This window comes from Sphingobacterium hungaricum, assembly GCF_015210005.1.
Lineage (GTDB): Bacteria > Bacteroidota > Bacteroidia > Sphingobacteriales > Sphingobacteriaceae > Sphingobacterium > Sphingobacterium hungaricum.
The window spans coordinates 314,844-338,896 of sequence record NZ_MU158698.1 but is presented as its reverse complement, the minus strand read 5'-3'; the positions used below and the strand labels follow the sequence as shown (position 1 = coordinate 338,896).

Below are 24,053 nucleotides of genomic sequence, written 5' to 3'. Positions count from 1 at the left end.
GTTAGAGGTTAATTTATTTAGCTTAATTAACCAAGTGTTTAATTAAGCGATAGTGTGGTTTAACTTCTACAATTCTTTAAAGATTAGTTTTGATACTGATTTAACTCAATGATTATAATGTATCTTTGCAGAAATTTTAAATTATTACACTAATTATCTGAACTTAATATTTTTGTTGTCTACATCGATTTATTAAAACCGTTATCAACAATAAAATATTTTTACAGCAATATCAATTTACACTATGGAGTTCTTGGTTATTCTCATTCCTTTTTTATTTGCGATTTTACTCGGTAGGATAATGATACCATTTATTCTACTGGTTAGTTACAAAAAGCGGTTGTTTGATCCGGTAAACTCAAGAAAGATACATCAACGAGTTATTCCTAGGTTAGGTGGTGTAGCTTTCGCTCCCATTCAATTCTGTATTTTTGTGACTTCTTTGGTTGTTATATTTAAATTAAATATCGTTCAGCTTGACGTTGATTCTTGGGCTTTTTTGCCGACATTGATGATGCTTCTTTGTGGGTTAATGATATTATTTATTGTAGGTATAGGCGATGATTTGGTAGGAGTAGATTACAAATGGAAATTTCTAACTCAAGTTTTGGTCGCAAGTTTTTTTCCGCTCTCTGGACTTTGGATTAACGATTTGTACGGGCTATTATTTATAACGTCACTTTCTCCGTGGGTAGGTATGCCACTCACCATCTTTGTTATAGTTTTGATTATTAATGCCATTAATCTAATGGATGGATTAGATGGTCTTTGTGCGGGTTTGGTCGGTGTAGGTTGTCTATTTTTAGGCTCTTTGTTTATATACTATGGAGCCTGGGTACATGCTTTATTTGCATTTATTACAGCTGGCGTTTTATTTCCATTTTTCTATTTTAATGTTTTTGGCACTTATAAAAGAAAGCGTCAAATTTTCATGGGAGACACTGGAAGTATGACTCTAGGCTACTCGATGGCATTCTTAGCCATTAGCTTTGCGATGAATAATCATTATATTAAACCGTTTTCAGAAGGTGCTATCGTTGTTGCATTTTCGACATTAATTGTTCCTATTTTAGATGTTGCGCGTGTAATGTCAGTTAGGTATCGTTTAGGAAAACCAATATTTAAACCCGATCGTAATCATTTGCATCATAAGTTTCTTAGAACAGGAATGTCTCATCGAAATGCAATGATATCTATATTGTTATTAGCGTTTTTCTTTTGTGTATTCAATATGATTATGGTTCAATTGATTAGTAATAATATTGTTGTATTATTGGATATTGTATTATGGATTGTTTTTCATTACGTATTCAATGCGATTGAAAGAAAAAATACGCAACGTATACGAAAATTGAGTATGGCTAACCAATAAAGTTTAAGATGAAAATTGTAATTATAGGGGGATCGGGTTTTGTTGGAACTCAATTAATAAATCTTTTAAGTAGAAATTCGGATCATCACCTTTTGAATATAGATAAAAACGAAAGTCTTGAATTTTCGGCTATTACTAAGTTAGGAGATGTATTAGATAAATCAATTTTGCAAAGTGAGCTTGCTTCTGCTGATATAGTTATTCTGTTGGCTGCTGAGCATAAGGACGATGTCAGCCCGACATCTTTATATTATGACGTGAATGTCCAAGGGATGAGAAATACATTAGAAGCTATGGAGGTTAATAATGTCAGTCGAATCATTTTTACAAGTTCGGTCGCAATATATGGGTTGGATAAGAATAATCCTGATGAATCATTTCCCGCAGATCCGTTTAATCATTATGGAAAAAGTAAATGGCAGGCTGAGCAAGTTCTTCAAGAGTGGTACAAAGATCATCTTGATTGGAACATAAATATCGTACGACCTACCGTGATTTTTGGTGAAGGAAATAGAGGAAATGTATATAATTTACTCAATCAAATAGCGTCTGGCAGATTTTTAATGATAGGAAAAGGGAATAATAAAAAGTCCATGTCTTATATTGGAAATATTATCGCTTTCATAGAATTTTTGTTAGTAGAGAAGGTCGAAGGATATAATATCTATAATTATGTCGATAAGCCAGATTTTACTACAAATGATCTTGTTTATCATACGGGAAAAGTGTTAGATAAAAAGATACCAACAGTACATATTCCTTATGCATTAGGTATGTTGGGAGGATATGGGTTTGATCTTTTAGCATTTATTACTCGTAAAAAATTAAATATTAGTTCAGTTCGTGTTAAAAAATTTTGTGCTGAAACACAATTTGATTCGACTAAAGCCATGAATTCCGGATTCGTACCACCCTTTGCTATTGAAGAAGGTTTGAGGAGGATGTTGAAAACGGAATTTAGAAAATAGAAATGTCTTCGAACACGACTATAGCAAAAAATTCATTATTTCTATACGCTAGAATGCTTTTCACAATGTGTATTAGTTTCTACACGTCTAGATTGATATTGCAGACATTGGGAATAGAAGATTTTGGTATCTATAATCTTGTCGGAGGATTAGTTGCATCGTTTTCTTTTGTTTCAAATAGTATTATCTCTGCCAATTCAAGATTTTTGTCATTCAGTATCGGATTGAAAAATGATATTGAGGTAAATAAAACGTTTACTCAATGCTTGACGTCGAGCTTATTAATAGCAATTTTCGTAGTCCTTTTATGTGAATCTGTGGGATTGTGGTGGTTAATTAATAAATTAAATGTTCCTGAGGGTAAGCTAGATTTATCAATATTAGTATTTCACCTTTCAATAGTCAATCTGTTTTTTTTGTTGCTTTTCACACCCTTTCACGCAATTATTATTGCTTATGAAAAAATGAAAGCGTATGCGGTGATTACAATAGTTGGCACCTTAATAAATTTTGGAGCGGTGCTATTTTTAAAATTTCACAATTTTCCAATTGAAAATGTACTATTGTATTCTTATCTATTAATTATTGTTAACATTATTTTGAGTCTTATTTTTTTAATTTTTGTAAAACGAAATTTTAAACATGTGGACTTAAAATTTAAGTTTGATAAAGGTTTGAAAAGTCTGTTCTCATATTCATCTTGGGACTTATATGGCAATTTGTCTGTAACGGCAAGAACTTCTGGGATAGCATTGGTGCAAAATATGTTTTTTGGTGTAGGTATCAATGCCGCGATCGGGATTGCGAATCAAGTTCAGAATATAGTTAATCAGTTTTCTTCTAATATCTTGTTTGCTTCAAAACCTCAGGTAATTAAATCTTTTGCATCAGGTGATGAAAGTGCTATGTTGACCTTAATAAACAAAACGACTAAATATTCTACTTTACTATTATGTATTATTATAATACCGCTTTTAGTCGAAATGGACTTTATTTTGAAATTCTGGTTAGGGGTGTTGCCAGCGCACACTAGCTCATTTGTAAGCTGGTTTCTGTTATTTGTTATTGCAGCGAATGTATCTCAGTGTATATTAATGGGCATTCATGCAACTGGAAAAATAAAAAAATCTAGCCTTATTAATGGAACTATTTATTTACTTGTTATCCCGATAACATTTTATGGATTTAGAAATGGTTATAGTCCTGCATTCCCTTATATTGTCAATGTTATTCTAGTAGTTTTGGGGGGTGTTTTTAATGCTATCTATCTAAAATCTGAAATAGCAAAATTTAATATTTCAAATTTTTATTTGAAATCAGTTATACCAGTGATTGTATTGTCAATTACAAATTTTTGGTTTTTAAGTTCAATTAAGAAATATTTTACAAACCAATATGTTGAGTTTTTTTCTATTGCAATCATATCGGTAGTTATAATGTCATTGTTTGCATGGTATCTAATAATTGAAAAAAATATTAAAAAAGTATTAATTGATAAAATTCAAAGTTTGTGGAGAAAAAGTTAGTTTCGATTGTAACTCCGTGTTATAATAGTACGGGATTCATTTCTAATTTATTGGATTCTATCTTAATGCAAGATTATCCTAGAATCGAAGTTCTTGTTGTAGATGACGGTTCAAAAGATAATCTTAAAATGTTCTTAGATACGGCCGATTACTTCCGTAAATTTGATTTGAAGGGATATTCTCTGCGTTATTTTTATCAAGAAAATCAGGGACAATCAGCCGCAATTAATTTAGGACTTTCTGAGTATGAAGGTGATTACATAACATGGCCAGATAGCGACGATTACTATAAGGATGAAAATGCAATATCTACTTTTGTTGGTTGTATCGAAGAAGAGATGGTTGATTCAGTCAGATGTTATCCGATACATATAAATGAAGATGGACTGATTTTAAATAACAATATTGTCGAGAAGATTGACGGCGAGAAAATCTTTTACGATTGTCTTTTTGAAACTAATTTTTGGTTTTCTCCAATTTGCTATTTCTTCAATTCTTCCATAATTGAAAGGGTTTTAGACAACAAAATAATCAATAATAAGGTTGGTCAAAACTTTCAACTTTATCTGCCTATATTTTATAACACGAAAACAGTTACCATTTGTAAAGAGATGGTGTACTATCTTGTTAGGGAAAATTCTCATTCACACAAAAAAATAAATTTTAAAGTGTCAATTCAAAGATTAAAAGACATTTTTGATTTAAAGCTTCTTCTGATTAAGACATATAATTTAGTAATTACAGACCGACAGTTGATCTTGCTAGAAAAGAGAAAAGATATTTCTATAGTATCTATTTTGATCGGTAATAACGAGTTTAGCGAAGGTGTTAAATATGCAATTTCAGAACGATTGTTATCTGTTCATGTTTTAAAATTATTTTTCAAACAGATTTTTGGAAATTTAAGAATTACATTAAGCCGAGATAATAAAAACTAATATGGAAAAGATTAAGAATTTAATAAGAAAAATATTAAGGCCTGTCTTAGAAATTGATGGAGTAAAATCTTATCTATTGCAAAGGCTATTATTTAGGAATTACAAAGAAGATGCTAAATTATATAGAGAATTTGCAGTAGCATTCAATAATAACGGTATTAAAAATAAAGAAGCCAATCTAATATTAAATTACCATTCGCTAGAGAAAGGCTTACTTTTTAAAGACACGAAAAAAGGATTTGGTGAATATAGAATTAAGAATTTGCATAAGATTTTAAAAGATCCCGAAATTGTTAATAATATTGATAGATCTCAGATACGAGTTGGATATCAAGTTATGTGTCAATATTACGAAGTTCACCAGAAACTCAATTATAACATCGATAACGTATATACCATAGAGCAATATAACTTTTACAAATCAGTTTTGGACGCATCGTATTCAACGGCCTTTACCGGTGTTATTGAATTCGATAAAGAAACTTTTTATAAAGATGTAAAATCTGATTTTGAAAAATTTGCTTTTTCACGAAAAAGTGTTAGGAATTTTACGGGAGAAAAAATCGATGTTGATCGCTTAAGAAGGGCTATGGTTTTGGCGAATTCCGCCCCTTCAGTTTGTAATAGGCAAGCAAGTAATGTTTATTTAATAGAGGATAAGAAAAAGATAGATAAAATTTTAGAAATTCAAGCAGGATTCTCTGGATATACAGAACATGTTTCTCAATTACTCATATTGACGAATGACAGGAATTATTATTATACCGTAGGAGAAAGAAATCAATTATTTATAGATGGAGGACTTTTTTTAATGAATTTATTGTATGCTTTGCACTACTATCAAATCGGTAATTGTCCCGCAAACTGGGGGAAGACAATTAAAGAGGAATCTCCAATTCAGGATGTCATCAGTCTCCCTAAATCTGAAAAGATAATCTGTATTTTGCCGATTGGTGTAGTCGATCCAGAATTTAAGACTACCTTATCCTTGAGAAGAACCATCGATGAGAATTTTATTGTACTTGATTAGGAAAATGAAAAAAATAGCTATACTAACTCAACCTTTAAAGGCCAATTACGGAGGTATAATTCAAAACTATGCATTACAGACTATTTTAAAAAGGAATGGCTTTAATGTGGAAACTATTTCACGAGAATATCATCCGGATGCATCCAAATTTAGAGTTTTTCTTGCTCATTTGAGAAATGAAACTGTCAATCGTATCTTAGGCAAACGCAAAAAGATATTTAGCAAGAAGGAAGCAGATTATGTTTTTTCAGAAAACTTGTTTTTTATTGAAAAACATCTAAAAGTTTCTAAAAGCTTGTATTCTAAATTGGATTTGCAATCCTATTTTTCGAAGAATAAGTTCGATATTGTCGTCGTTGGAAGTGATCAAACATGGAGACCAAAATATTCACCTGATATCTATAATTATTTTTTAGATTTTATAGAGCATGACAAAGATATCATCAAAATTGCTTATGCATCATCATTTGGAACAGAGAAATGGGAATTTACAGAAGAGGAAACAATTCGTTGCAAGGAACTTGTTAAAGAATTTGACTCCGTCTCTGTAAGGGAATTTTCAGGTGTGTCGTTGTGCGCTACACACCTCAATACTGATGCGCAATGGGTATTAGACCCGACTCTACTTTTAAAAGCTGACGACTACAAAAGTTTATTTGAGAATTTGAATTACAAAAAAACAGGTATGTTTAACTATGTGTTAGATCGAAACGTAGATAAGCAAAAGTTTATCGAAAGTCTGTCAAAGCAAATAAACATGGAATTGTTCACAAATCAACCCGAAAGATCTATTGATGGGGGAGTGATTTTTGATTTTGACTCTATCCAGAACTTCAAATATCCATCTTTAGAAGGATGGTTAAAATCTTTTTATGATGCAGACTTCGTAGTAACGGACTCTTTTCATGGTACTGTATTCTCAATTTTATTCAACAAACCCTTTCTCGCAATTGTAAATGAAGAAAGGGGGGCATCAAGATTTTATTCTTTGTTGAAGCTGTTTGATTTGGAAAATCGTCTAATTACGAATGTGAGAGCTTTCAACGAGAATATTCTAGAAGAGAATATTGATTATGATAAAGTGAATCAAATTTTGGAAAATCTAAGAGAAAAATCGCTTCTTTTTATTAAATCTAATATTAATTAAGATATTTTTGTTTAAAATTTAAGTGCTTTTTGTAAATATGATAAATGCTTGTAGCAATTTTACTGTAAGTGTGATTGTGCCAATTTTCAATGTTGAAAAATATTTGGAGAAGGGAATTCTTAGTTTGTTTAATCAAACATTGGATGGACTCGAGTTTATATTTGTTGACGATTGTAGCACTGATAATAGTTTTCAAGTACTAACGAAGCTAATTGACTCAAACAAATTAGGAAAGAGTATTCAAGTTGTTCGGCATGAAAAGAATATGGGAGTGGCTACTGCAAGGAATACGGGTTTGCGACTAGCAAGAGGTAAGTATTTGGCATCCATGGACCCTGATGATTGGATTGAACCAGATATGCTGGAGAAAATGTATTTAACTGCGGAAAGAGAGAAGGCTGAGATTGTCTGGTGTGATTATTATAATGATTATAAAAGCCATGAAGACTACATTAGCCAAAAGGTTAATGAAAATTCGGGAGATTGTATTGAAGGAATGCTAACAGGCAAACTCTTAGGTGGTATGTGTAACAGAATTGTTTTGCATGATCTCTTTTTGCGAAACAATATTACATACCCAGACGGTTTCAATATGTGTGAGGATCTAAACGTTTGTGTTCAATTGTATTATTATGCAAAAAAAGTTAGACACGTAGACGAGGCTTTTTATCACTACACTAAATATCGGAACGAATCAATTAGTTTGACAAGTACAGGTTATTTAAACGTGAATGAAGGATGGATAGAGAACGTAAAATCAATCGAGCGATTTCTGATTGGTAAAGGATTTTCAAATTTGAATGTAAGTATTTCACTTCTAAAACTTGCGCCTAAACAAAATCTCTTGGTTAAGGGCAATAATATATCATTTTATAAAAAGTGGAGAGAAATTTTTCCAGAAAGTAATAAGTATATTTGGAACGGAGATTTGCCACTTCACTATAAAATTATAGCATCAAATATAATTAAGGACAACTGGTTGATACCAAAACTATGGCTTTTTTTGAAAAAAGTTTCAGGTAAATTTTAAAAAGCTTATGGAAAAAATTAAGATACCAATCGTTTTTTGTTTTGACGATAATTTTGTGTCGCAAGCTGGAGTTTGCATAACCTCGCTGTTGTTGAATGCCAAAAGTGAAACTTTTTACGATATTTTTGTTATTCATGATAATAAGTCGTTATTTCCAAGTCAGGGGAAATTGGAGCATCTATATAATGAGTTTAGTAACTTTTCAATCACTTATAGAAATGTTAAAAACACGTTCCAAGGCGCATTTGAAATAAGAGATATTAATGTTGCAACCTATTACCGTCTATTAATTCCAGAATTAATTCCAGAGTACGACAAGATAATGTATCACGATGTGGACGTGATCTTTAGAAATGATTTAAGCGATATTTTTAACGAAACTGATTTGACTGATTTTTATGTTTCCGGAGTCGTTACGCCTAAACCTTTAGCTCCCGATAAACCTGAGCGGTCCAAGATTGGATTTGATTGGGAGTCATACATTTTAGCTGGGAATATTATTTTTAATTCTGAACTTCTTCGAAAGGATGGTGTCGTTGATGTTTTCAAACAAACTGTTCTGAATTCCAAGTATGAATATCAAGATATGGATATAATAAATCTTGTTTGCAAAAATAAAGTTAAAAGGATGCCTCCTGAATTTTGTGGTACTATCGAAGTATTTGACTTGGCGGTCAAGAAGGAAATTCAAACCTTGTATACCCTCGAAGAGTTGGAAAGAGTCCTTAGCTTTGGAATTGTTCATTATAATGGGCCTAAGCCATGGAACACTTGGTGTTTAAATTTTGATATTTGGTGGGAATATTATCGTAAGTCGGTCTATTTTGATGAAAACTTCTACTATAATTTTTTTAAATCTAAAATTAATGAATATGATCAGCTTTCGTTAAAAAAGCGCATGAAAATTCTTTTCCGATATTTTAAAAATGGTAAAACCGTAAATTAGATTATGTTAGAACCTTTAGTTTCTATTATTATACCTGTGTATGGAGTAGAGTATTTTGTGAGTAAATGCATTGAATCTCTAATGAAACAAAGTTATTCAAATATTGAATATATTATTGTCGATGATGCGTCCAATGATGATAGCATGAAAATAACATCAGATATGATTCAGCAATACCCTCACAGGACGAATATGGTTACTTTTGTACATCACGAAAAGAACGAGGGGTTGCCTGCTGCAAGGAATACAGGTCTAAATGTTGCAAAAGGTGATTACATTTTTCATTGCGATAGCGATGATTGGGTAGAACCAGAGATGGTTGAAGATATGGTCAGGGTTGCTGTTGAAGATAAGGCTGATATTGTTTATACTGATTGGCTTCTAACGTTTAAAAAAAATGAACGGTATATGGTGCAACCAGAGTCAAATTCAGCTAAGAACTGCGTTCGACTAATGCTAAATGGAAGTTTGCGATTTAATGTTTGGAATAAACTTATAAAAAGACAGCTTTATCAACAGTTCAATATTTTATTTCCAAGCGGTTATGCAATGGGTGAAGACATGACAATAATTAAATTGTTTTGTCACGCCAATAGAATTTCTTATATTCCAAAAGCATATTATCACTATCAGCAATTAAATCCAAATGCCTATACAAAACAAGTTTCAGAAACAAAGTTAGCGCAAGTAAAATTCAATGCTGCGAAGACGATTGAATATATAGAAGAAAAGTACGGTTATGAGATTTTTAGAAATGAGTTAAATTATTTTAAATTAAATATTAAGTTACCTTTTCTGATAGGCGCTGACAAAAAGATGTATAAATTGTGGAGAAAGTGGTATCCAGAGTCAAATGCTTTTATTTCGGGTAATCCTGCCTTTTCTAGGAGGATTAAGATTATTCAATATGCAGCTATAAACAATCAAGATTGGTTAATTAAGCTACATTTTTATTTAGTTACACGATTAGTTTATGGACTTATCTATAAATAGGGACAATAAGGTTTTTCAAGATGTTAAGCAGCGAAGAAATGATGTTGCAATTCCCACGAAGTTTTTTATTGGGATTATCGTTAGTTGCTACTTTTTTCCATTCGAATTCACATTCCTCCCAAGCGGTTTAAATACTAAAATAATGCTTGCATTATTTGGTGTTTTGTTGTTGGGAATTAGATCGATTAAAGAAAAATCAATTACGTTAGATAAAGAATTAATGCCTGCGATTCTTTTGGCAGCGCTATTTAGCATAATTGGGTTTATTTCCGTCGATATAAATTACTCAAGCGATTATTCTTACGCCAATTACTGGATTTCGTTTTCGACTTGGCTTTTAGGAGCTTATACAACATGTGAGATAATACGGTATTTTTACGGCTATACAAGTTTTAAGCTTTTATTTGATTACTTAATAGCGGTATGTGTAGTTCAATGTTTTCTTGCCTTAATAATAGATAACGTAGAGCCTTTTAAAATATTTATTGATACTTACATATCGCAAAGTACAGTCGCCGAGGTTGAGTTTCTTAATAGGGTTGAACGATTGTATGGTATTGGTGCGGCGGTTGATGTTGCTGGAACACGTTTCTCTATCGTTCTACTTGCTCTGTCGGCAATTTTAGTTGGTAGTAGTCGAAACAGGACTAATACCTTCTACTATTGGTCTGCGTTTGTGATAATAACTATTATAGGTAACATGATGTCAAGGACAACTATCATTGGGACTTCACTGGGCATTCTTTACATAGTTTTGAATTCGACTTCCCTAATGAAAAGCTTATCCCTTGATAGGTTGAAGATGTGGCGGACAATCTTCGTAGTTACATTTATTATTGTAGCGATTGCAGTCTTCTTTTATCAAACTAATGAAATCATTCGTGAACAAATCAGATTTGGTTTCGAAGGATTTTTCAATTGGATTGAAATAGGCACGCTGACGACTGAATCTACGGAGCGCTTGAACTCGGTCATGTGGATTTGGCCAGATTCAAATGACTACAAGACGTGGATAATCGGCAAAGCAACATTTTCAGATTGGCACGCAGTAGGAACAGATATTGGGTATTGTAGGTTTGTCTTTTATAGTGGCTTGTTAGGACTTATTACATTCTCTTTATTTTTTGTCTGCAATGCATTTATTTGTGCTTCGAAATTCCAGAGTTACAAAGTTTTCTTTTTTTTTCTATTGGCCCTAACTTTCATAATTTGGCTTAAGGTAGCAACTGATTTGTTTATTATTTATGCATTGTTCTATTGCTTAGAACCTAAAGAAGTATCTTGATTATGAAAATAGTTTATTGCATTGCTGGGACACACAATTCTGGAGGTATGGAAAGGGTATTGGCAAATAAAGCGAATTATCTTTCAAGAATTGGAAATGATATTACTATAATAACAACCGATCAACGAAATAAGACTCCGTATTTCGAAATGGATTCAAGAATTAAGCATTATGACTTGAATATTAATTATTGCGAAAATGAGAACAAAAGTCTAGTTGAAAAGCTCGCGTCTTATCCATTTAAGCAACATTCTCATTTTGTCAGATTATCTGCGTTTCTTAAAACTCACAAAGCAGATATTGTTATATCAATGTTCGATCACGAAGCATCATTTCTTTATAAAATCAAGGATGGCAGTAAAAAAGTTCTTGAAATACATTTTTCTCGTTTTAAACGTATACAGTACGGTAGGAGGGGTGTTTGGAAACTGATCGACAGTTTAAGAAGTAGAAGAGATGTCCTATTAGCGAGGAAGTATGACAGTTTTGTTGTATTAACGCATGAAGATAAAAAATATTGGAACGATTTAGATAACATGGTTGTAATTCCAAATGCAAACAGTTTCGAGCCCCAAAGCCAATCATCTTTAATCAATAAACGAGTAATCGCAGTTGGTCGTTATGATTATCAAAAGGGATTTGACAATCTGATTAAAATTTGGAAAGTTGTAAATCAATATTATCCGGATTGGTCATTAGATATATTTGGTGACGGACCACTCAAGAAAAGTTATAAAAGGTTAATTAATGATCTGGAACTGAATGCTAGTGTTAGTCTATGCCCACCCGTAAAGGACATCGAGCGCGAATATATTAAGAGATCGATTTTGGTTATGACTTCAAGGTATGAAGGCTTTGGTATGGCTTTGACTGAAGCTCAATCTTGTGGTTTACCATTAATTGCGTTTGCGTGCAAATGTGGGCCTAGAGACATCATTAAGGATGGGGTAAATGGATTTTTAGTTGAAGAATACGATAACGATATAATGAGTGAGAAACTTATGAAGTTGATGGGCGACGAAAACTTGAGAATAGAGATGGGTTCAAATGCAAAATTAATGTCTGATAACTTTTCTCTAGAAAAAATTATGGCTATCTGGTTAGAATTATTCGATACCTTGAAAAGTAAATGAAAGATGTTTAACTATATCAAATTCAATTCCCATGGATAAAAAACTAAAAGCTGATCTTTATCGCTATGAGGGCCTTATTGGATTTAAAGGTTTTCTAAAAGGCTTACGCATTCCAGGATTTCGTTATATGTTCTTTTTGCGAATGGCAGCAAGAAGCAAAAGACACAGCTTATCATGGTTTTTTTTTACTAGGCTATTGAGTAGATATTCATTCAAATATGGTTTCCAAATTCCAATAAAAACAGAAATCGGAGGGGGCTTCTACATAGGACATTTTGGTCCGATAGTTATAAATGAGAAGGCAAAGGTCGGTAAAAATTGTAACATAGCGCACAATACGACAATCGGACAGACTAATAGAGGCGCTCGTGAAGGCTGTCCAACAATTGGTGATAATGTTTGGATAGGTACAGGTGCCGTTATTGTTGGACGTATAAAAATTTCGTCTAATGTTCTTATAGCGCCGAATTCATTTGTTAATGTCGATGTCCCTGAAAATTCTATAGTTTTAGGTAATCCATGCAAAATTATAAGTAAGAACAATCCTTGTGAAGGATACATTGGTTCAACTTTAGAATTTTAGTTGCTTTTTCTGTAATCTAAGTTTAAGCAACCCTTTTTTATAATTACGAGTTTAATATTAAAATGAAATACTCATCAAACGAAAAAACCATTGTAGTATCTGCAGTGAATCTTATTGAAGCTGGAACTTTAGCTATATTAAGAGAATGCTTAGGTTATTTATCTGAACTAGCTGACGGTGGAAATTATCGTGTAATCGCCGTAGTGTACAGTAAAGATTTAGTAAATTTTCCAAACATAGAGTACATTGAAACACAATGGCCAAAAAAGCGATGGATTAATCGATTGTGTTTTGAGTATGTTTCTATGAAAGAAATCTCAAAGGAAATAGGTCATGTTTCGCTGTGGCTATCTTTGCATGATACTACCCCAAATGTCGTAGCAGAGCGACGAGCGGTATACTGTCACAACCCATTCCCTTTTTACAAGTGGAAATGGAGAGAGAGTCTATTTGCTCCTAAAATCGTTTTATTTGCGTTGTTTTCTAAGTTTATTTATCGAAAGAATATACACAAGAATAATTTTGTTATTGTCCAACAGCAATGGCTTAAAGATGAGTTTATCAAGTTATTTGGCCTGTCAAAAGAAGAGCTCATTGTTGCTCTGCCAGATGCTCCGAAAAATGAAGAATTTGTAGGATTTGAACTGGATAAAGATCCATCTTTATATTCTTTCATTTTTGCAGGATCACCAAATAGTCATAAGAATTTTGAAATTATTTGCAAAGCATCGAACATTTTACAGAATGAGCTAGGATCTGGAAAATTTTCTGTTTACATAACAGTTAAGGGAACTGAAAATAAGTACGCTGAATACCTTTACAATAATTGGAGTAAGGTCGATTCGTTAAAATTTATTGGTTTTCAAGACCGGAAATCTATGTTTGATTATTACAATTCATCAAATTGTTTGATATTCCCTTCTAAAGTTGAAACATGGGGTTTACCAATTACTGAATTTTCTGCTTTCAATAAGCCAATGTTGTTAGCTGACTTACCCTATGCTCATGAAACCGCTGCAGGAAGTAAATTCGTTTCTTTTTTTGATGCGGATTCGCCAGAAGCTTTGGCGATTCAAATGAAGCAATTAATTTCTGGTGACGAATCTTTTTTAAAACCTGTTGAATCCAAACCAATTGAAGAGCCTACTGCTCGTTCTTGGAAAGAATTATTTGAAATTTTACTAGAAGATCGCAAGAAGGAAAACCTAATCACTAATTCTTAGAATAAAGTTTAAATGAAAATACTTCAAATCGGAAAATTTTATCCCATCCGCGGAGGTGTTGAAAAAGTCATGTATGACCTGACGCTCGGTTTATCCGAGGCGGGAATACATTGTGATATGTTGTGCGCTACGACCGAAGATCACCCAGGAGGCATTATCACATTAAACGAAAATGGGCGTGTTATTGCCATGAAGACGCAGTTAAAGTTCGCGGCAACAATGATTGCTCCAGGAATGATTAGCAAGCTCCGTTCGATTGCCAAAGAATATGACGTCGTTCACATTCATCATCCTGATCCTATGGCGACTTTAGCTTTGTTTATATCAGGTTACAAAGGAAAAATAATCTTACATTGGCATAGTGATATCTTAAAACAAAAGACACTTTTAAAATTATACAAACCCTTACAAGATTGGTTGATTAAGCGAGCGGATTACATAGTTGGCACAACGCCTGTTTATGTCAATGAATCATCTTTCTTGCAGCATGTGCAAAATAAGATCGATTTTATTCCAATAGGAGTGGAATCCATAGCTTCAACTGCTTCTAAAGTTGCTCAAATTCGTGAAAAGTATCCTAATAAAAAGATTGTCTTTTCTTTGGGAAGATTGGTTGAGTATAAGGGATATGCCTATTTAGTGGAGGCTGCAAATTATCTAACAGATGATTATATCGTACTAATCGGTGGGATGGGGCCATTAAAAGAGGAACTACAGGCATCGATTGATAAAAATGGACTAAGCAATAAAATTGAATTGCTTGGCTTTATATCAGACGAGGAAGTTGCAAATTACTTTCAAGCCTGTGATCTGTTTTGTTTAAGCTCTATTTTGAAGACAGAAGCTTTTGCGATTGTCCAAATAGAAGCTATGTCCTGTGCTAAACCAGTTATTTCAACCGATATCAAAGGCTCTGGGGTTAGCTGGGTAAATAGCAATGGAGAGTCTGGATTAGTCGTTCCTTGTGAAGATTCAAAATCATTGGCTGATGCAATAGTTAAAATCATGGGAAGCCCAGATTATTATAATGAATTGTCTCAAGGGGCACTAGATAGATACTCTACTCAGTTTACGAGAAAAAATATGATTGATAAATGCATAAAACTTTACAATAAGTTGTTGTTAAATTAGTCAATAGTCATCTCACGTCCTGTAGATTCGTAAATTTTGATATATTTGCTTTTAATCTTTTAAAAATTGTGATACCCATGGAGATTTCCTCAAAAAAGAAGATAACTCTTGCAAACAACCTTTTTTTTGAAGAACTTAAAGTATATCTTGATAAAGGACAGCGAGTGACCATACGGGTCGCGGGCAACAGCATGAATCCTTTTTTGAAACATGGAGATCGAGTTGTTTTAAAACCTATTGAGAACGCCGATCTTAAATTAGGTCGGATCGTGCTAGCCGATACAGAGCAAGGATATATTTTGCATCGCATAGTGAAAATTATGGATGATGAAATATGGCTTGCAGGAGATGCGAACTTGCAACAGATAGAACGATTAAAAAAAGAAGAGGTTTGGGCAATTGTTGCCGAAGCTTTCAACGATAAAGGCAAAATAGATGTGCATTCGTTTTTGACAATAAATGCAGCGTTTATTTGGTACTGGGCACGTCCAGTACGTCGTTTATTAAATTGGATTAAAAAATGAGTAAATTTTATACGTTATGAGATTACGAGATGATTTGACACTTAGACAAATCGGTAACGATTATATTGTGGTGGATCCAAGTCAAGACATGGTCGATATGTCTAAAGTATACACATTGAACGAAACAGCTGCTTGGTTGTGGAAGGAATTAAAAGGTCAAGATTTTACTTCTGAAACTATGGTCGATCTCTTGAAAGAAAGATACGAGGTAGATAATGAACAAGTCCTTAAAGATGTTGAAAATCTAGTGGCAATCTTTAAAGAGCAAGGCGTTTTGCAAAATCAGTAAGGTATGGCAAATGTGGTTCGTGATGTTTTTTTTTCGTTATTGCAGTCAGGTCTTTGGAATCGAGCTATCGAGTTGTCAGGTTCGTTTCCTTTGAACAATGAGCAATGGAGAGAAGTTTTTATCATGTCTTCGAATCATACCGTCGAAGCGATTGTTTTTGATGGACTAAACCAATTACCTGTTGAGTATTTTCCTCCCAAGAACTTGTTGTTAGAATGGACTGTAAAAGTCGATCGCATTGAACGCAGGAATTTGTGGATGAATAAAATCATTAGCCAGCAAGCAAAATTTTTTAAAAACCTTACGATTCAACCACTTTTACTGAAAGGTCAGGGGATTGCTAGCACCTACATTAATCCTTTGCACCGTGTTTGCGGTGACATTGATTGGTATCTTCAGAATAAAAAGGATTATGATGCCGTAAATCGAAAACTTTCTAATTTGGGGGTCGAAATAACCTTTACAGCAGGATTTAGTTGCAGTTATAGTTGGAATCAATGTGAAGTAGAACATCACAAGAAAATATTTGATATCCATAATCCGTTTTCTTACGGATTTCTTAGAAAAATTGAAAAAGAAGAATTTAATAAAAAGCAAGAATTAACCATAGAAGGGGAGACGGTCTTTTTACCATCGCCTTTGTTGACCTTTGTTCAAATTAATGCGCATATCTTAAAGCATCTATTATCTTTTGGAATTGGTATGCGTCAGTTATGCGATTCTGCACGTATTTGTTATGTCTATAAAGATTTGTTTGACGGGGGGAAATTGAAAGCTGTTTATAAAAGATTGGGAATTCTAAAATGGATCGAACTACTGCATGTTCTTTTAGTGAAATTCATAGGTTTGCCAAAAGAATATTTACCATTTCCAATGCAGGAAGATAAGAATGCAGATTGGATGATGGAAGAAATTTTGACAGCGGGGAATTTTGGGTTTTATGATTCAAGGGTTAATCTAGAGAAAGAACGTGCGGATAATGTTCGTGTAGATTCTGTAAGTCGCTTGAAAAGTAATTTCCTGAAGTATATCCCTTATGCTCCAATGGAAGCTATTTTCTTCCCAGTAACTCAATTCTACTCAAAATTTGTTCATTAGATAGGATGTCTTATTCATTAGCATATCAACTGCGTTGGGCATGGAATCTGACGAAAGGCTATAGATTACAATTGCTAGGTGTTCTTCTTATGGAACTCGCGGGAATTGCGCTCATGCTTTTATTTGTTTACGGATCCAAATTGTCGATAGATATTGCGATGGGGGAAGTGCAAGGCAGCCTAAAAGCAACACTTGGATGGACTGTAGGTAGTGTTTTAGGTGGCGTTTTTTTGAGGCTAGCTTCGAATAGGTTAAGTGAGTCAATCCGCGTAAGAATGACGATTAGTTTGCAGCGTGATTTGATTGAGGGACAGATGTTAACGACCTGGAAGTTTGTTAAAGACTGGCACACGGGCGATCTGGTTCAACGGATTCAGACAGATGGAGCCGAAGTGGTTGTCATGTTAAGCCAATCAGCGATCTACTTTTTTGTTACGGTAGTGCAGTTGCTTGCCTCTTTTGGTTTTTTGTGGACAATGGATCCCATGTTAGCTTTTATGATTGTAGCAATATCTCCACTTTTTTTATTTTCTAAGTTATATTTTCGGAAAATGAGAAAATTAAACCGAGAAGTTAAAAGCGCAGAAAGTAACTTTGCAAAAGTGATGCAAGAAAATTTGAAATTTCGTGTTTTAGTCCGTGCGTTAGGGTTAACCCCAATGCGTTCGCAAAAATTGAGTCAAAGCCAAGAAGATATTTATGATTTGAAAATGAGCCAGCTGAATTTTTCGACATTGACTCAAGGCATTATCAAAATCACCATAAATGGAGGATATTTGCTAACATTTATTTGGGGAGTTTTTCGGTTGCAGGCAGGACAAATATCATTTGGAACAATGACGGCTTTTTTACAGCTTGTCGGCAGGATTCAAACCCCAATTCTCCAATCAGTGGGTTTCTTTCCTTTATTTATTCGCTTTCGCACCTCAGTTGATCGATTGCTGGAGCTTGAGAATAATGAAAAGGAACTGATCAAAGAATCAACATATTTAAGCAATCCAACTAAAATTCAATTGGAAAATGTGTATTTTAGATACGATGACAACACCATTATCGATAATTTAAATGCGGAAATTGAATATGGAAAACCAACGGCTATTATCGGTTCGAGCGGTAAAGGAAAGACAACATTGATTCGGTTGTTTTTAGCTTTAATTAAGCCAGAAAAGGGAAATATTTGGATTGAAAATAATGGCGAACAGCTTGGATTGTCGAGCGAACATCGGATTAATTTTGCGTATGTACCTCAAGGTAATACTTTATTTAGTGGTACGATACGCGAAAACCTAACTATAAATAAAGAGATTGCTACCGAAGATCGAATAAATTATGTCTTGCACTTGGCTTGTGCAGAGTTTGTTTATGATCTTCCAGATGGGCTTGATACGCTTGTTGGGGAATCAGGGTATGGATTATCAGAAGGTCAGGGACAGCGGATAGCTATTGCACGTGCAATGATGCAAGAAACTTCCATTTGGCTGTTCGATGAGGTTACATCTGCGTTGGATAAAGACACTGCAGATCGATTGGTTGAAAGATTATTGATTGCAGGCCAGAGTAAGTTGATTTTGTTCGTGACCCATGATTTACATTTATCGAATAAATGTAGCCAGACCATTTTTATGAATTAAAAAAGAATATCAATTGACAGAGAATAATAACTTAAGTTCATACGATTATCAAGTTGCAGATCACCTGATTAAGGTTAGTCTACCTAAAGGAATTGTTGCGGATCATGCGTTGCCGACATTTGTAGATTTTCACGCCGTTAATGTTGATTTATCAAAGCCAGTTAGCGAAATTACGATTTCAATAGAACCTCACGACGAAGATTTAACAAATGCAACCCTTCGTAGCGATATTTCAATGACATGGGGGGATCGATTTCGTTTTTATGAAACAGAAGACACTTACGTAACTCAAGTTATGAGCGAAAGTTCTAATGAAAGTTGGTGGATGATTAGTTCTAAAGACTTTAGCTCGTCAAAAATATATGCAATTCGATCAGAATTAGAAGGAAATAGTATTCTAGGATGGTTAATTATGGTTACATTTGCGCAAGCATCACTATTACATCAAACTATACTGATACATGCTTCAGTAATAGAAAAGGATGGTCATGGATATGCGTTTCTGGGTAAAAGCGGAACTGGTAAAAGTACACATGCTCGATTATGGATGGAAAACATTGAGAATGCAAAACTCCTAAATGACGATAATCCAGCAATACGTATTTTGGAAAATGGAGAAGTTTTTATCTATGGTACACCTTGGAGTGGGAAAACACCTTGTTATAAAAACAAAGGTGTACCTGTTAAGGCTATTATTAGGCTAAAGCAAGCTCCATACAATGAAATGATTTGGAAAACGGGTAGAGAAGCAATAATTGCTTTGTTGCCTAGTAGTTCCTCCATTCGATGGAATAGGAATTTATTCGATCAAATGTTGAATAGTTTAGAAGAAATAATAAAGAATATACCTGTTGGACAATTATCGTGTTTGCCAGATAGAGAAGCAGCAGTGCTATGTTTCAATAAAGTGATTAACCTAAAATAAATGAAGATGAAAAAGTTTCTGTTTGGATTGATAATTCTTGGGGTGTTCCTCCAGACCTCGTGCATGGTAGGTAAGAAAATTGTATACGTAAATGATATGGTTCCAGATTCAGTTTATACGTCCGGGCCATCTTCCGTATTGCGCGTTAAGGAGGGCGACCGTTTAAACATTGAAGTCAGGGCTAAGACTCCTGAGCTCGCGGCACCATTTAATGCAAACTTTGGAACATATAGAGTCGGTGACGACGGAAGTATTTCGACTTTGGCTAATAGCGGTCAATCGACCAACACCTCAGGTTACCTAGTTGATAGAGAAGGTAAAATCGACTTTCCTATACTCGGTTCTCAGCCTGTAAAGGGACTAAGCCTTGATGAAGTTAGGGATTTGATACAAAATCGATTAATATCAGATCAATTGATAAATGAACCATTAGTGAAAGTGGATTTATTAAATCTTAAAGTCAGTGTCACAGGAGCGGTGCTGGCACAGAAAGTCATTCATGTTCCCGATGGAAGAATAACCTTAGTGGAAGCGATAACCGAAGCTGGCGGACTTACAAATAATTCTGCTGCAGATAAAATTACTGTAATTAGAGAGGAAAACGGCGAAAGAAAAAGAATTATTACTAACATCGAATCAAAGGATATTTTTAGTTCTCCGAGTTATTATCTACAACAAAACGATATTGTTTTTGTGGAACCTAAAGCTGCTGTCAATACTCCAAGAGAAGAGAGAAACTGGAGGTATTTGAGCACTGTCCTTGGTTCATTAACTCTAATCCTTTCTATTATCAATGTTACAAGATAAAATTTCAGATGAATAAAGTCGTAGAAAATAACACAGGGACTACAGGTCTTAATGATCAATCAGTTAACATTTTAGATATCTTAAAATACTTAGCTTTTAATTGGAAATGGTTTGTTCTTTCCGTGCTGGTTTTTGGAGGCTATTACCTATACGATTATAGTAAAACCCCCTTTATGTATAGCCAGTCGGAAATGGTCATGATCAAGACGCCAATGAACACGCCGACTACCGCTAGGATTACACGAACAAATGCCGCTTTTAACTCGGTCAGCGTTGCTGGAGAAATTTTACAGTTACGTTCGAAGGAATTGATGCGTCAGACGATTGAACGAACTAATTCGAATATTAGTTATTCGGTTCGTAGAGGTTTGCGCGATTACGAGTTGTACATTAAGTCGCCAGTTCAAGTCCAAATGTCTGAAGAAAAATCAGATAAATATTTTGCATTAACAGTAACACCTCTTGATTCCTCTTTTGTTATTATAAAAAACTGGGACGCTGAAAATCAGGGTCAAGAATTGAAAGTTGCGCTGAATAAAGAAGTGAAAACACCCATCGGAAATTTAACGATTATTCCTAGCATTTACTATAATTCGGAAAGTTATGATGAAGATATCCGTGTAACGAAATACTCATCCGACGCGCTGGCAGGTCAGTTTTTGGCGAATTTGGAAATTAGGCAGATGGAAGAAGATGCTTCTTTACTTCAGATTACGTTACAAGATTATTCGCCAGAGCGTGCTGCTGAAGTGATTACTACTTTGATTACTGTATATAATGAGTTCTCTATTCAGGATAAAAATCAAATTGCTATAAACACTGCGGATTTTATACGTGCTAGATTGAGTATTATTGAGAGTGAGTTAGGTACCGTTGAGTCTGATATCGAACAATTGAAAACTTCGAATCAAGGTGTAGATGTCGGAGTTGCTGGAGAGATGTATTTGTCAGATTCGAGACAATTTCAAAGTGAGCGGACTAAAACCGAGACAGACAAGAAACTGGTTCAAATGATGCGCGAGTATTTAACTAGTGACTCAAAAAAGAACGAGTTAATTCCAAATAATACAGGATTAGTTGATGCAAATGTCGAGGCTCAGATTGTTGAATATAATACCACGGTGCTAAGAAGAAATCGTTTGGTAGAAGGAAGCAGTTCAGCGAATCCTGTAGTGCAGGATTTGGATCGGACACTTGTATCTATGAGAAATAACATCGACCGCGCAGTTGATAATACGTTGACGGGGCTAGATATCAAAATTCAAAATATTTCTAAGGAAGAAAGAAAAGCTCGAGGCCAGGTTTTAGCCGTCCCTGAGAAGCAGCGTGTTATGCTTTCCGTCGAAAGACAACAGAAGGTTAAAGAGGAGTTGTATCTATACCTTTTAAACAAAAGAGAAGAGAATGCAATTAATCAAGCAATGACGGAAGATAACATACGTGTTATTGACCCAGCATCGGGATCGAGTTCTCCTATTTACCCAAGTCGCGTTCGCAAGATGGCTATGGGGATCGGTATCGGATTGGTTGTGCCAGCAGTTATTCTTTTATTAATGCTAATGTTGGATACGGGCGTTAGAACACGGAAGGATATCGAAGGCGCGGTGTCTGTTCCTTTTTTAGGGGACATTCCATTGGCAGATAGAAAACGAGGTTCAGAGAACCAACGGTTGGTTGTTACAGAGCAGGGTACAGATCCGGTGACAGAGGCGTTTCGGATTTTACGGACCAATTTAAGTTTCATGACTGCAGCAGAGAATGCTCAGCAGGTTGTAACGTTTACTTCATTCGGGATTGGCGCTGGTAAGACATTTACCTCCGTGAACTTAGCTGCAAGTTTAAGTTTTTTGAAAAAGAAAGTTTTATTGCTCGATCTTGATTTGCGTAAGGGAACTTTAAGTTCTATGATGCCAGTTGCGAGTAAAGGAGTGAGCCATTATTTGTCTGATCAATCTGTGTTATTATCAGATATTGTTTATAGAAACGGAATAGCTGAAGGCGTAGATATTATTCCAATCGGGATGATCGCACCTAACCCTGTTGAGTTGCTGTTGAGTACTCGTTTAGACGAGCTAATTAATGATTTAAAGTCGTTGTATGATGTGATCATCGTTGACAGTGTTCCTGTTGGTGTCGTAGCCGATGGGGCGATCGTTAATCGAATATCAGATTTGACTATTTTCGTCATCCGCGCAGGCAAAATGGATCGTAGACAACTTCCAGAGGTAGAGAAGATTTATCAAGAAGATAAATTAGCCAATATGTCGATTCTGTTAAATGGTATTCCTAAAGGCAAAATGGGCTATGGATACGGTTACGGCTATGGATACGGCTATGGTTATGGCTACGGTTACGGAAATAAAAAGTAATTTAATTAAACTAAAAAATAATCCAGCTTTCTAAAAAGCTGGATTATTTTTTTGAAAAGCGTTTCGGTAATAATTTATCCATAAACTTCCTTATTAACCACCTGTGGCATCTGTTTTCCTTTTGCTGCAGCAATGAGATTGTTCGCCGCCAGCGTGGCCATTTTAGTTCGGGTTTCTATCGTTGCCGACCCGATGTGCGGTAAAACACAAACATTAGTCATGTTCAACAAAGGATTATCTTTAGACATGGGTTCTGGATCGGTTACGTCTAAACCAGCGCCCCAGATTTCATGAGTCTCTAAAGCTTCAATTAAATCTTTTTCGTTGTGAATTTTTCCTCTTGCTGTATTGATAAAAATGGCTGACGATTTCATTCGCTTAAAAACATCTTTGTTAAATCGGAATTCTGTTTCTGGACTGAGATTCGTGTGTACCGAAATTGCATCTGATTTCGTTAATAAATCATCAAAATTGACATATTTTGCATCTAAATCTTTCTCCGCTTTTGGGTTTTTACTTCGGTTGTAATAAATGATGTTCATATTGAACGCGGCTTTAGCTTTTCGTGCTAATTCATAACCTATTCTTCCCAAACCGTAAATTCCTAAAGTTTTTCCAGAAAGATCGATTCCGAGCTCATGAAGGAAACTGAAATCTTTCCATTCGCCTGCCGGAATTTCTCTTGCTCTGCCAAACGCTTTTCTAGAAACCGCTAGCAGTAATAAAAAGGCAATATCAGCAGTTGCTTCGCTCAACACATCGGGTGTGTTGGATACCGCAACTCCAGCCCGTGTCGCTGCATTTATATCAACGTGGTCATAGCCCACACTTGCCAAAGCAATGCCTTTCAAGTTAGGGCATGAAGAGAAAAAATGACTATCTAAATTCGCATGGCCAATGTTTAACAAAAAATCATGTTGTTTGCAAGCTGCAATTAATTCTTCCTGCGAAAGATTCTTATCATCGGAATTGATATCAATTTCAAATCCATTATTCTTTAAAAGTTCTACAGCTTGTGAAGGAATATTTTTACTGATAAATACATTCATTATGTTCATTTCTACGTGTTAGGTCAAAGAAAAAGCGAAAATCTGATTTTCGCTTT

Annotated in this window: 22 protein-coding genes; 21 read left to right on the top strand and 1 reads right to left on the bottom strand. The window is 34.5% G+C overall.

The genetic code is table 11. The features are described 5' to 3' along the window. The first annotated feature begins 244 nt into the window (after window positions 1-244). From C4F49_RS04565 to C4F49_RS04465, 21 genes are all read left to right on the top strand, one after another. Window positions 245-1,372: an MraY family glycosyltransferase gene (locus tag C4F49_RS04565; RefSeq protein ID WP_196934701.1), complete on the top strand. Its 1,128-nt coding sequence runs from the start codon at window positions 245-247 to the stop codon at window positions 1,370-1,372. Window positions 1,373-1,380: 8 nt separating this feature from the next. After that, entirely contained in the window at window positions 1,381-2,340 is a 960-nt protein-coding gene (locus C4F49_RS04560; RefSeq protein ID WP_196934700.1) for an NAD-dependent epimerase/dehydratase family protein, read from the top strand. Window positions 2,341-2,447: 107 nt separating this feature from the next. After that, the gene (locus C4F49_RS04555) at window positions 2,448-3,866 is read left to right on the top strand and encodes an MATE family efflux transporter (protein WP_196934699.1); all 1,419 of its coding nucleotides are present in this window, start codon (window positions 2,448-2,450) and stop codon (window positions 3,864-3,866) included. Next, window positions 3,851-4,804, top strand: a complete 954-nt coding sequence (locus tag C4F49_RS04550; RefSeq protein WP_196934698.1) for a glycosyltransferase family 2 protein — start codon at window positions 3,851-3,853, stop codon at window positions 4,802-4,804. The genes C4F49_RS04555 and C4F49_RS04550 overlap by 16 nt, the downstream gene beginning before the upstream one ends. Window position 4,805: 1 nt before the next feature. Then, the gene (locus C4F49_RS04545) at window positions 4,806-5,834 is read left to right on the top strand and encodes a nitroreductase family protein (protein ID WP_196934697.1); all 1,029 of its coding nucleotides are present in this window, start codon (window positions 4,806-4,808) and stop codon (window positions 5,832-5,834) included. A 4-nt stretch (window positions 5,835-5,838) separates the two neighbouring features. After that, a complete protein-coding gene (locus tag C4F49_RS04540) occupies window positions 5,839-6,981 on the top strand; it encodes a polysaccharide pyruvyl transferase family protein (RefSeq protein WP_196934696.1) in 1,143 nt (380 codons plus the stop codon). A 37-nt stretch (window positions 6,982-7,018) separates the two neighbouring features. Beyond that, window positions 7,019-8,011, top strand: coding sequence for a glycosyltransferase family 2 protein (locus C4F49_RS04535; RefSeq protein WP_196934695.1), 993 nt, complete (start codon window positions 7,019-7,021; stop codon window positions 8,009-8,011). 7 nt (window positions 8,012-8,018) lie between these two features. Further along, the gene (locus C4F49_RS04530; protein ID WP_196934694.1) at window positions 8,019-8,957 is read left to right on the top strand and encodes a glycosyltransferase family 8 protein; all 939 of its coding nucleotides are present in this window, start codon (window positions 8,019-8,021) and stop codon (window positions 8,955-8,957) included. A gap of 3 nt (window positions 8,958-8,960) precedes the next feature. Then, window positions 8,961-9,950: a glycosyltransferase family 2 protein gene (locus C4F49_RS04525; RefSeq protein ID WP_196934693.1), complete on the top strand. Its 990-nt coding sequence runs from the start codon at window positions 8,961-8,963 to the stop codon at window positions 9,948-9,950. A gap of 142 nt (window positions 9,951-10,092) precedes the next feature. Beyond that, entirely contained in the window at window positions 10,093-11,235 is a 1,143-nt protein-coding gene (locus C4F49_RS04520) for a hypothetical protein (RefSeq protein WP_196934692.1), read from the top strand. 2 nt (window positions 11,236-11,237) lie between these two features. Continuing rightward, window positions 11,238-12,368 carry a glycosyltransferase family 4 protein gene (locus C4F49_RS04515; RefSeq protein WP_196934691.1) on the top strand — a complete coding sequence of 377 codons (1,131 nt, stop codon included), beginning with the start codon at window positions 11,238-11,240 and terminating at the stop codon, window positions 12,366-12,368. 31 nt (window positions 12,369-12,399) lie between these two features. Continuing rightward, on the top strand, window positions 12,400-12,951 hold the full coding sequence (locus tag C4F49_RS04510) for a serine O-acetyltransferase (RefSeq protein ID WP_196934690.1): 552 nt from the start codon (window positions 12,400-12,402) through the stop codon (window positions 12,949-12,951). Between the two features lie 62 nt (window positions 12,952-13,013). Beyond that, on the top strand, window positions 13,014-14,174 hold the full coding sequence (locus C4F49_RS04505; protein ID WP_196934689.1) for a glycosyltransferase: 1,161 nt from the start codon (window positions 13,014-13,016) through the stop codon (window positions 14,172-14,174). 12 nt (window positions 14,175-14,186) lie between these two features. After that, window positions 14,187-15,305: a glycosyltransferase gene (locus tag C4F49_RS04500; RefSeq protein ID WP_196934688.1), complete on the top strand. Its 1,119-nt coding sequence runs from the start codon at window positions 14,187-14,189 to the stop codon at window positions 15,303-15,305. Between the two features lie 77 nt (window positions 15,306-15,382). Further along, window positions 15,383-15,829, top strand: a complete 447-nt coding sequence (locus C4F49_RS04495; protein WP_196934687.1) for a S24/S26 family peptidase — start codon at window positions 15,383-15,385, stop codon at window positions 15,827-15,829. A 16-nt stretch (window positions 15,830-15,845) separates the two neighbouring features. Continuing rightward, entirely contained in the window at window positions 15,846-16,118 is a 273-nt protein-coding gene (locus tag C4F49_RS04490) for a PqqD family protein (RefSeq protein WP_196934686.1), read from the top strand. Between the two features lie 3 nt (window positions 16,119-16,121). Then, window positions 16,122-17,216, top strand: a complete 1,095-nt coding sequence (locus C4F49_RS04485; protein ID WP_196934685.1) for a nucleotidyltransferase family protein — start codon at window positions 16,122-16,124, stop codon at window positions 17,214-17,216. 5 nt (window positions 17,217-17,221) lie between these two features. Then, a complete protein-coding gene (locus C4F49_RS04480) occupies window positions 17,222-18,847 on the top strand; it encodes an ABC transporter ATP-binding protein (RefSeq protein ID WP_196934684.1) in 1,626 nt (541 codons plus the stop codon). A gap of 13 nt (window positions 18,848-18,860) precedes the next feature. Beyond that, window positions 18,861-19,772: a hypothetical protein gene (locus C4F49_RS04475; RefSeq protein ID WP_196934683.1), complete on the top strand. Its 912-nt coding sequence runs from the start codon at window positions 18,861-18,863 to the stop codon at window positions 19,770-19,772. A gap of 96 nt (window positions 19,773-19,868) precedes the next feature. Next, complete coding sequence (locus tag C4F49_RS04470; RefSeq protein ID WP_196934682.1) at window positions 19,869-20,579, top strand: polysaccharide biosynthesis/export family protein; 711 nt, start codon at window positions 19,869-19,871, stop codon at window positions 20,577-20,579. An 8-nt stretch (window positions 20,580-20,587) separates the two neighbouring features. Beyond that, window positions 20,588-22,948 (top strand): GumC family protein, encoded by a 2,361-nt coding sequence (locus C4F49_RS04465; protein ID WP_196934681.1) that lies wholly within the window; start codon window positions 20,588-20,590, stop codon window positions 22,946-22,948. A gap of 74 nt (window positions 22,949-23,022) precedes the next feature. On the opposite strand, the gene C4F49_RS04460 is transcribed toward C4F49_RS04465, so the two are convergent. Continuing rightward, complete coding sequence (locus C4F49_RS04460) at window positions 23,023-23,997, bottom strand: 2-hydroxyacid dehydrogenase (RefSeq protein ID WP_196934680.1); 975 nt, start codon at window positions 23,995-23,997, stop codon at window positions 23,023-23,025. Between the last annotated feature and the right edge of the window lie 56 nt (window positions 23,998-24,053).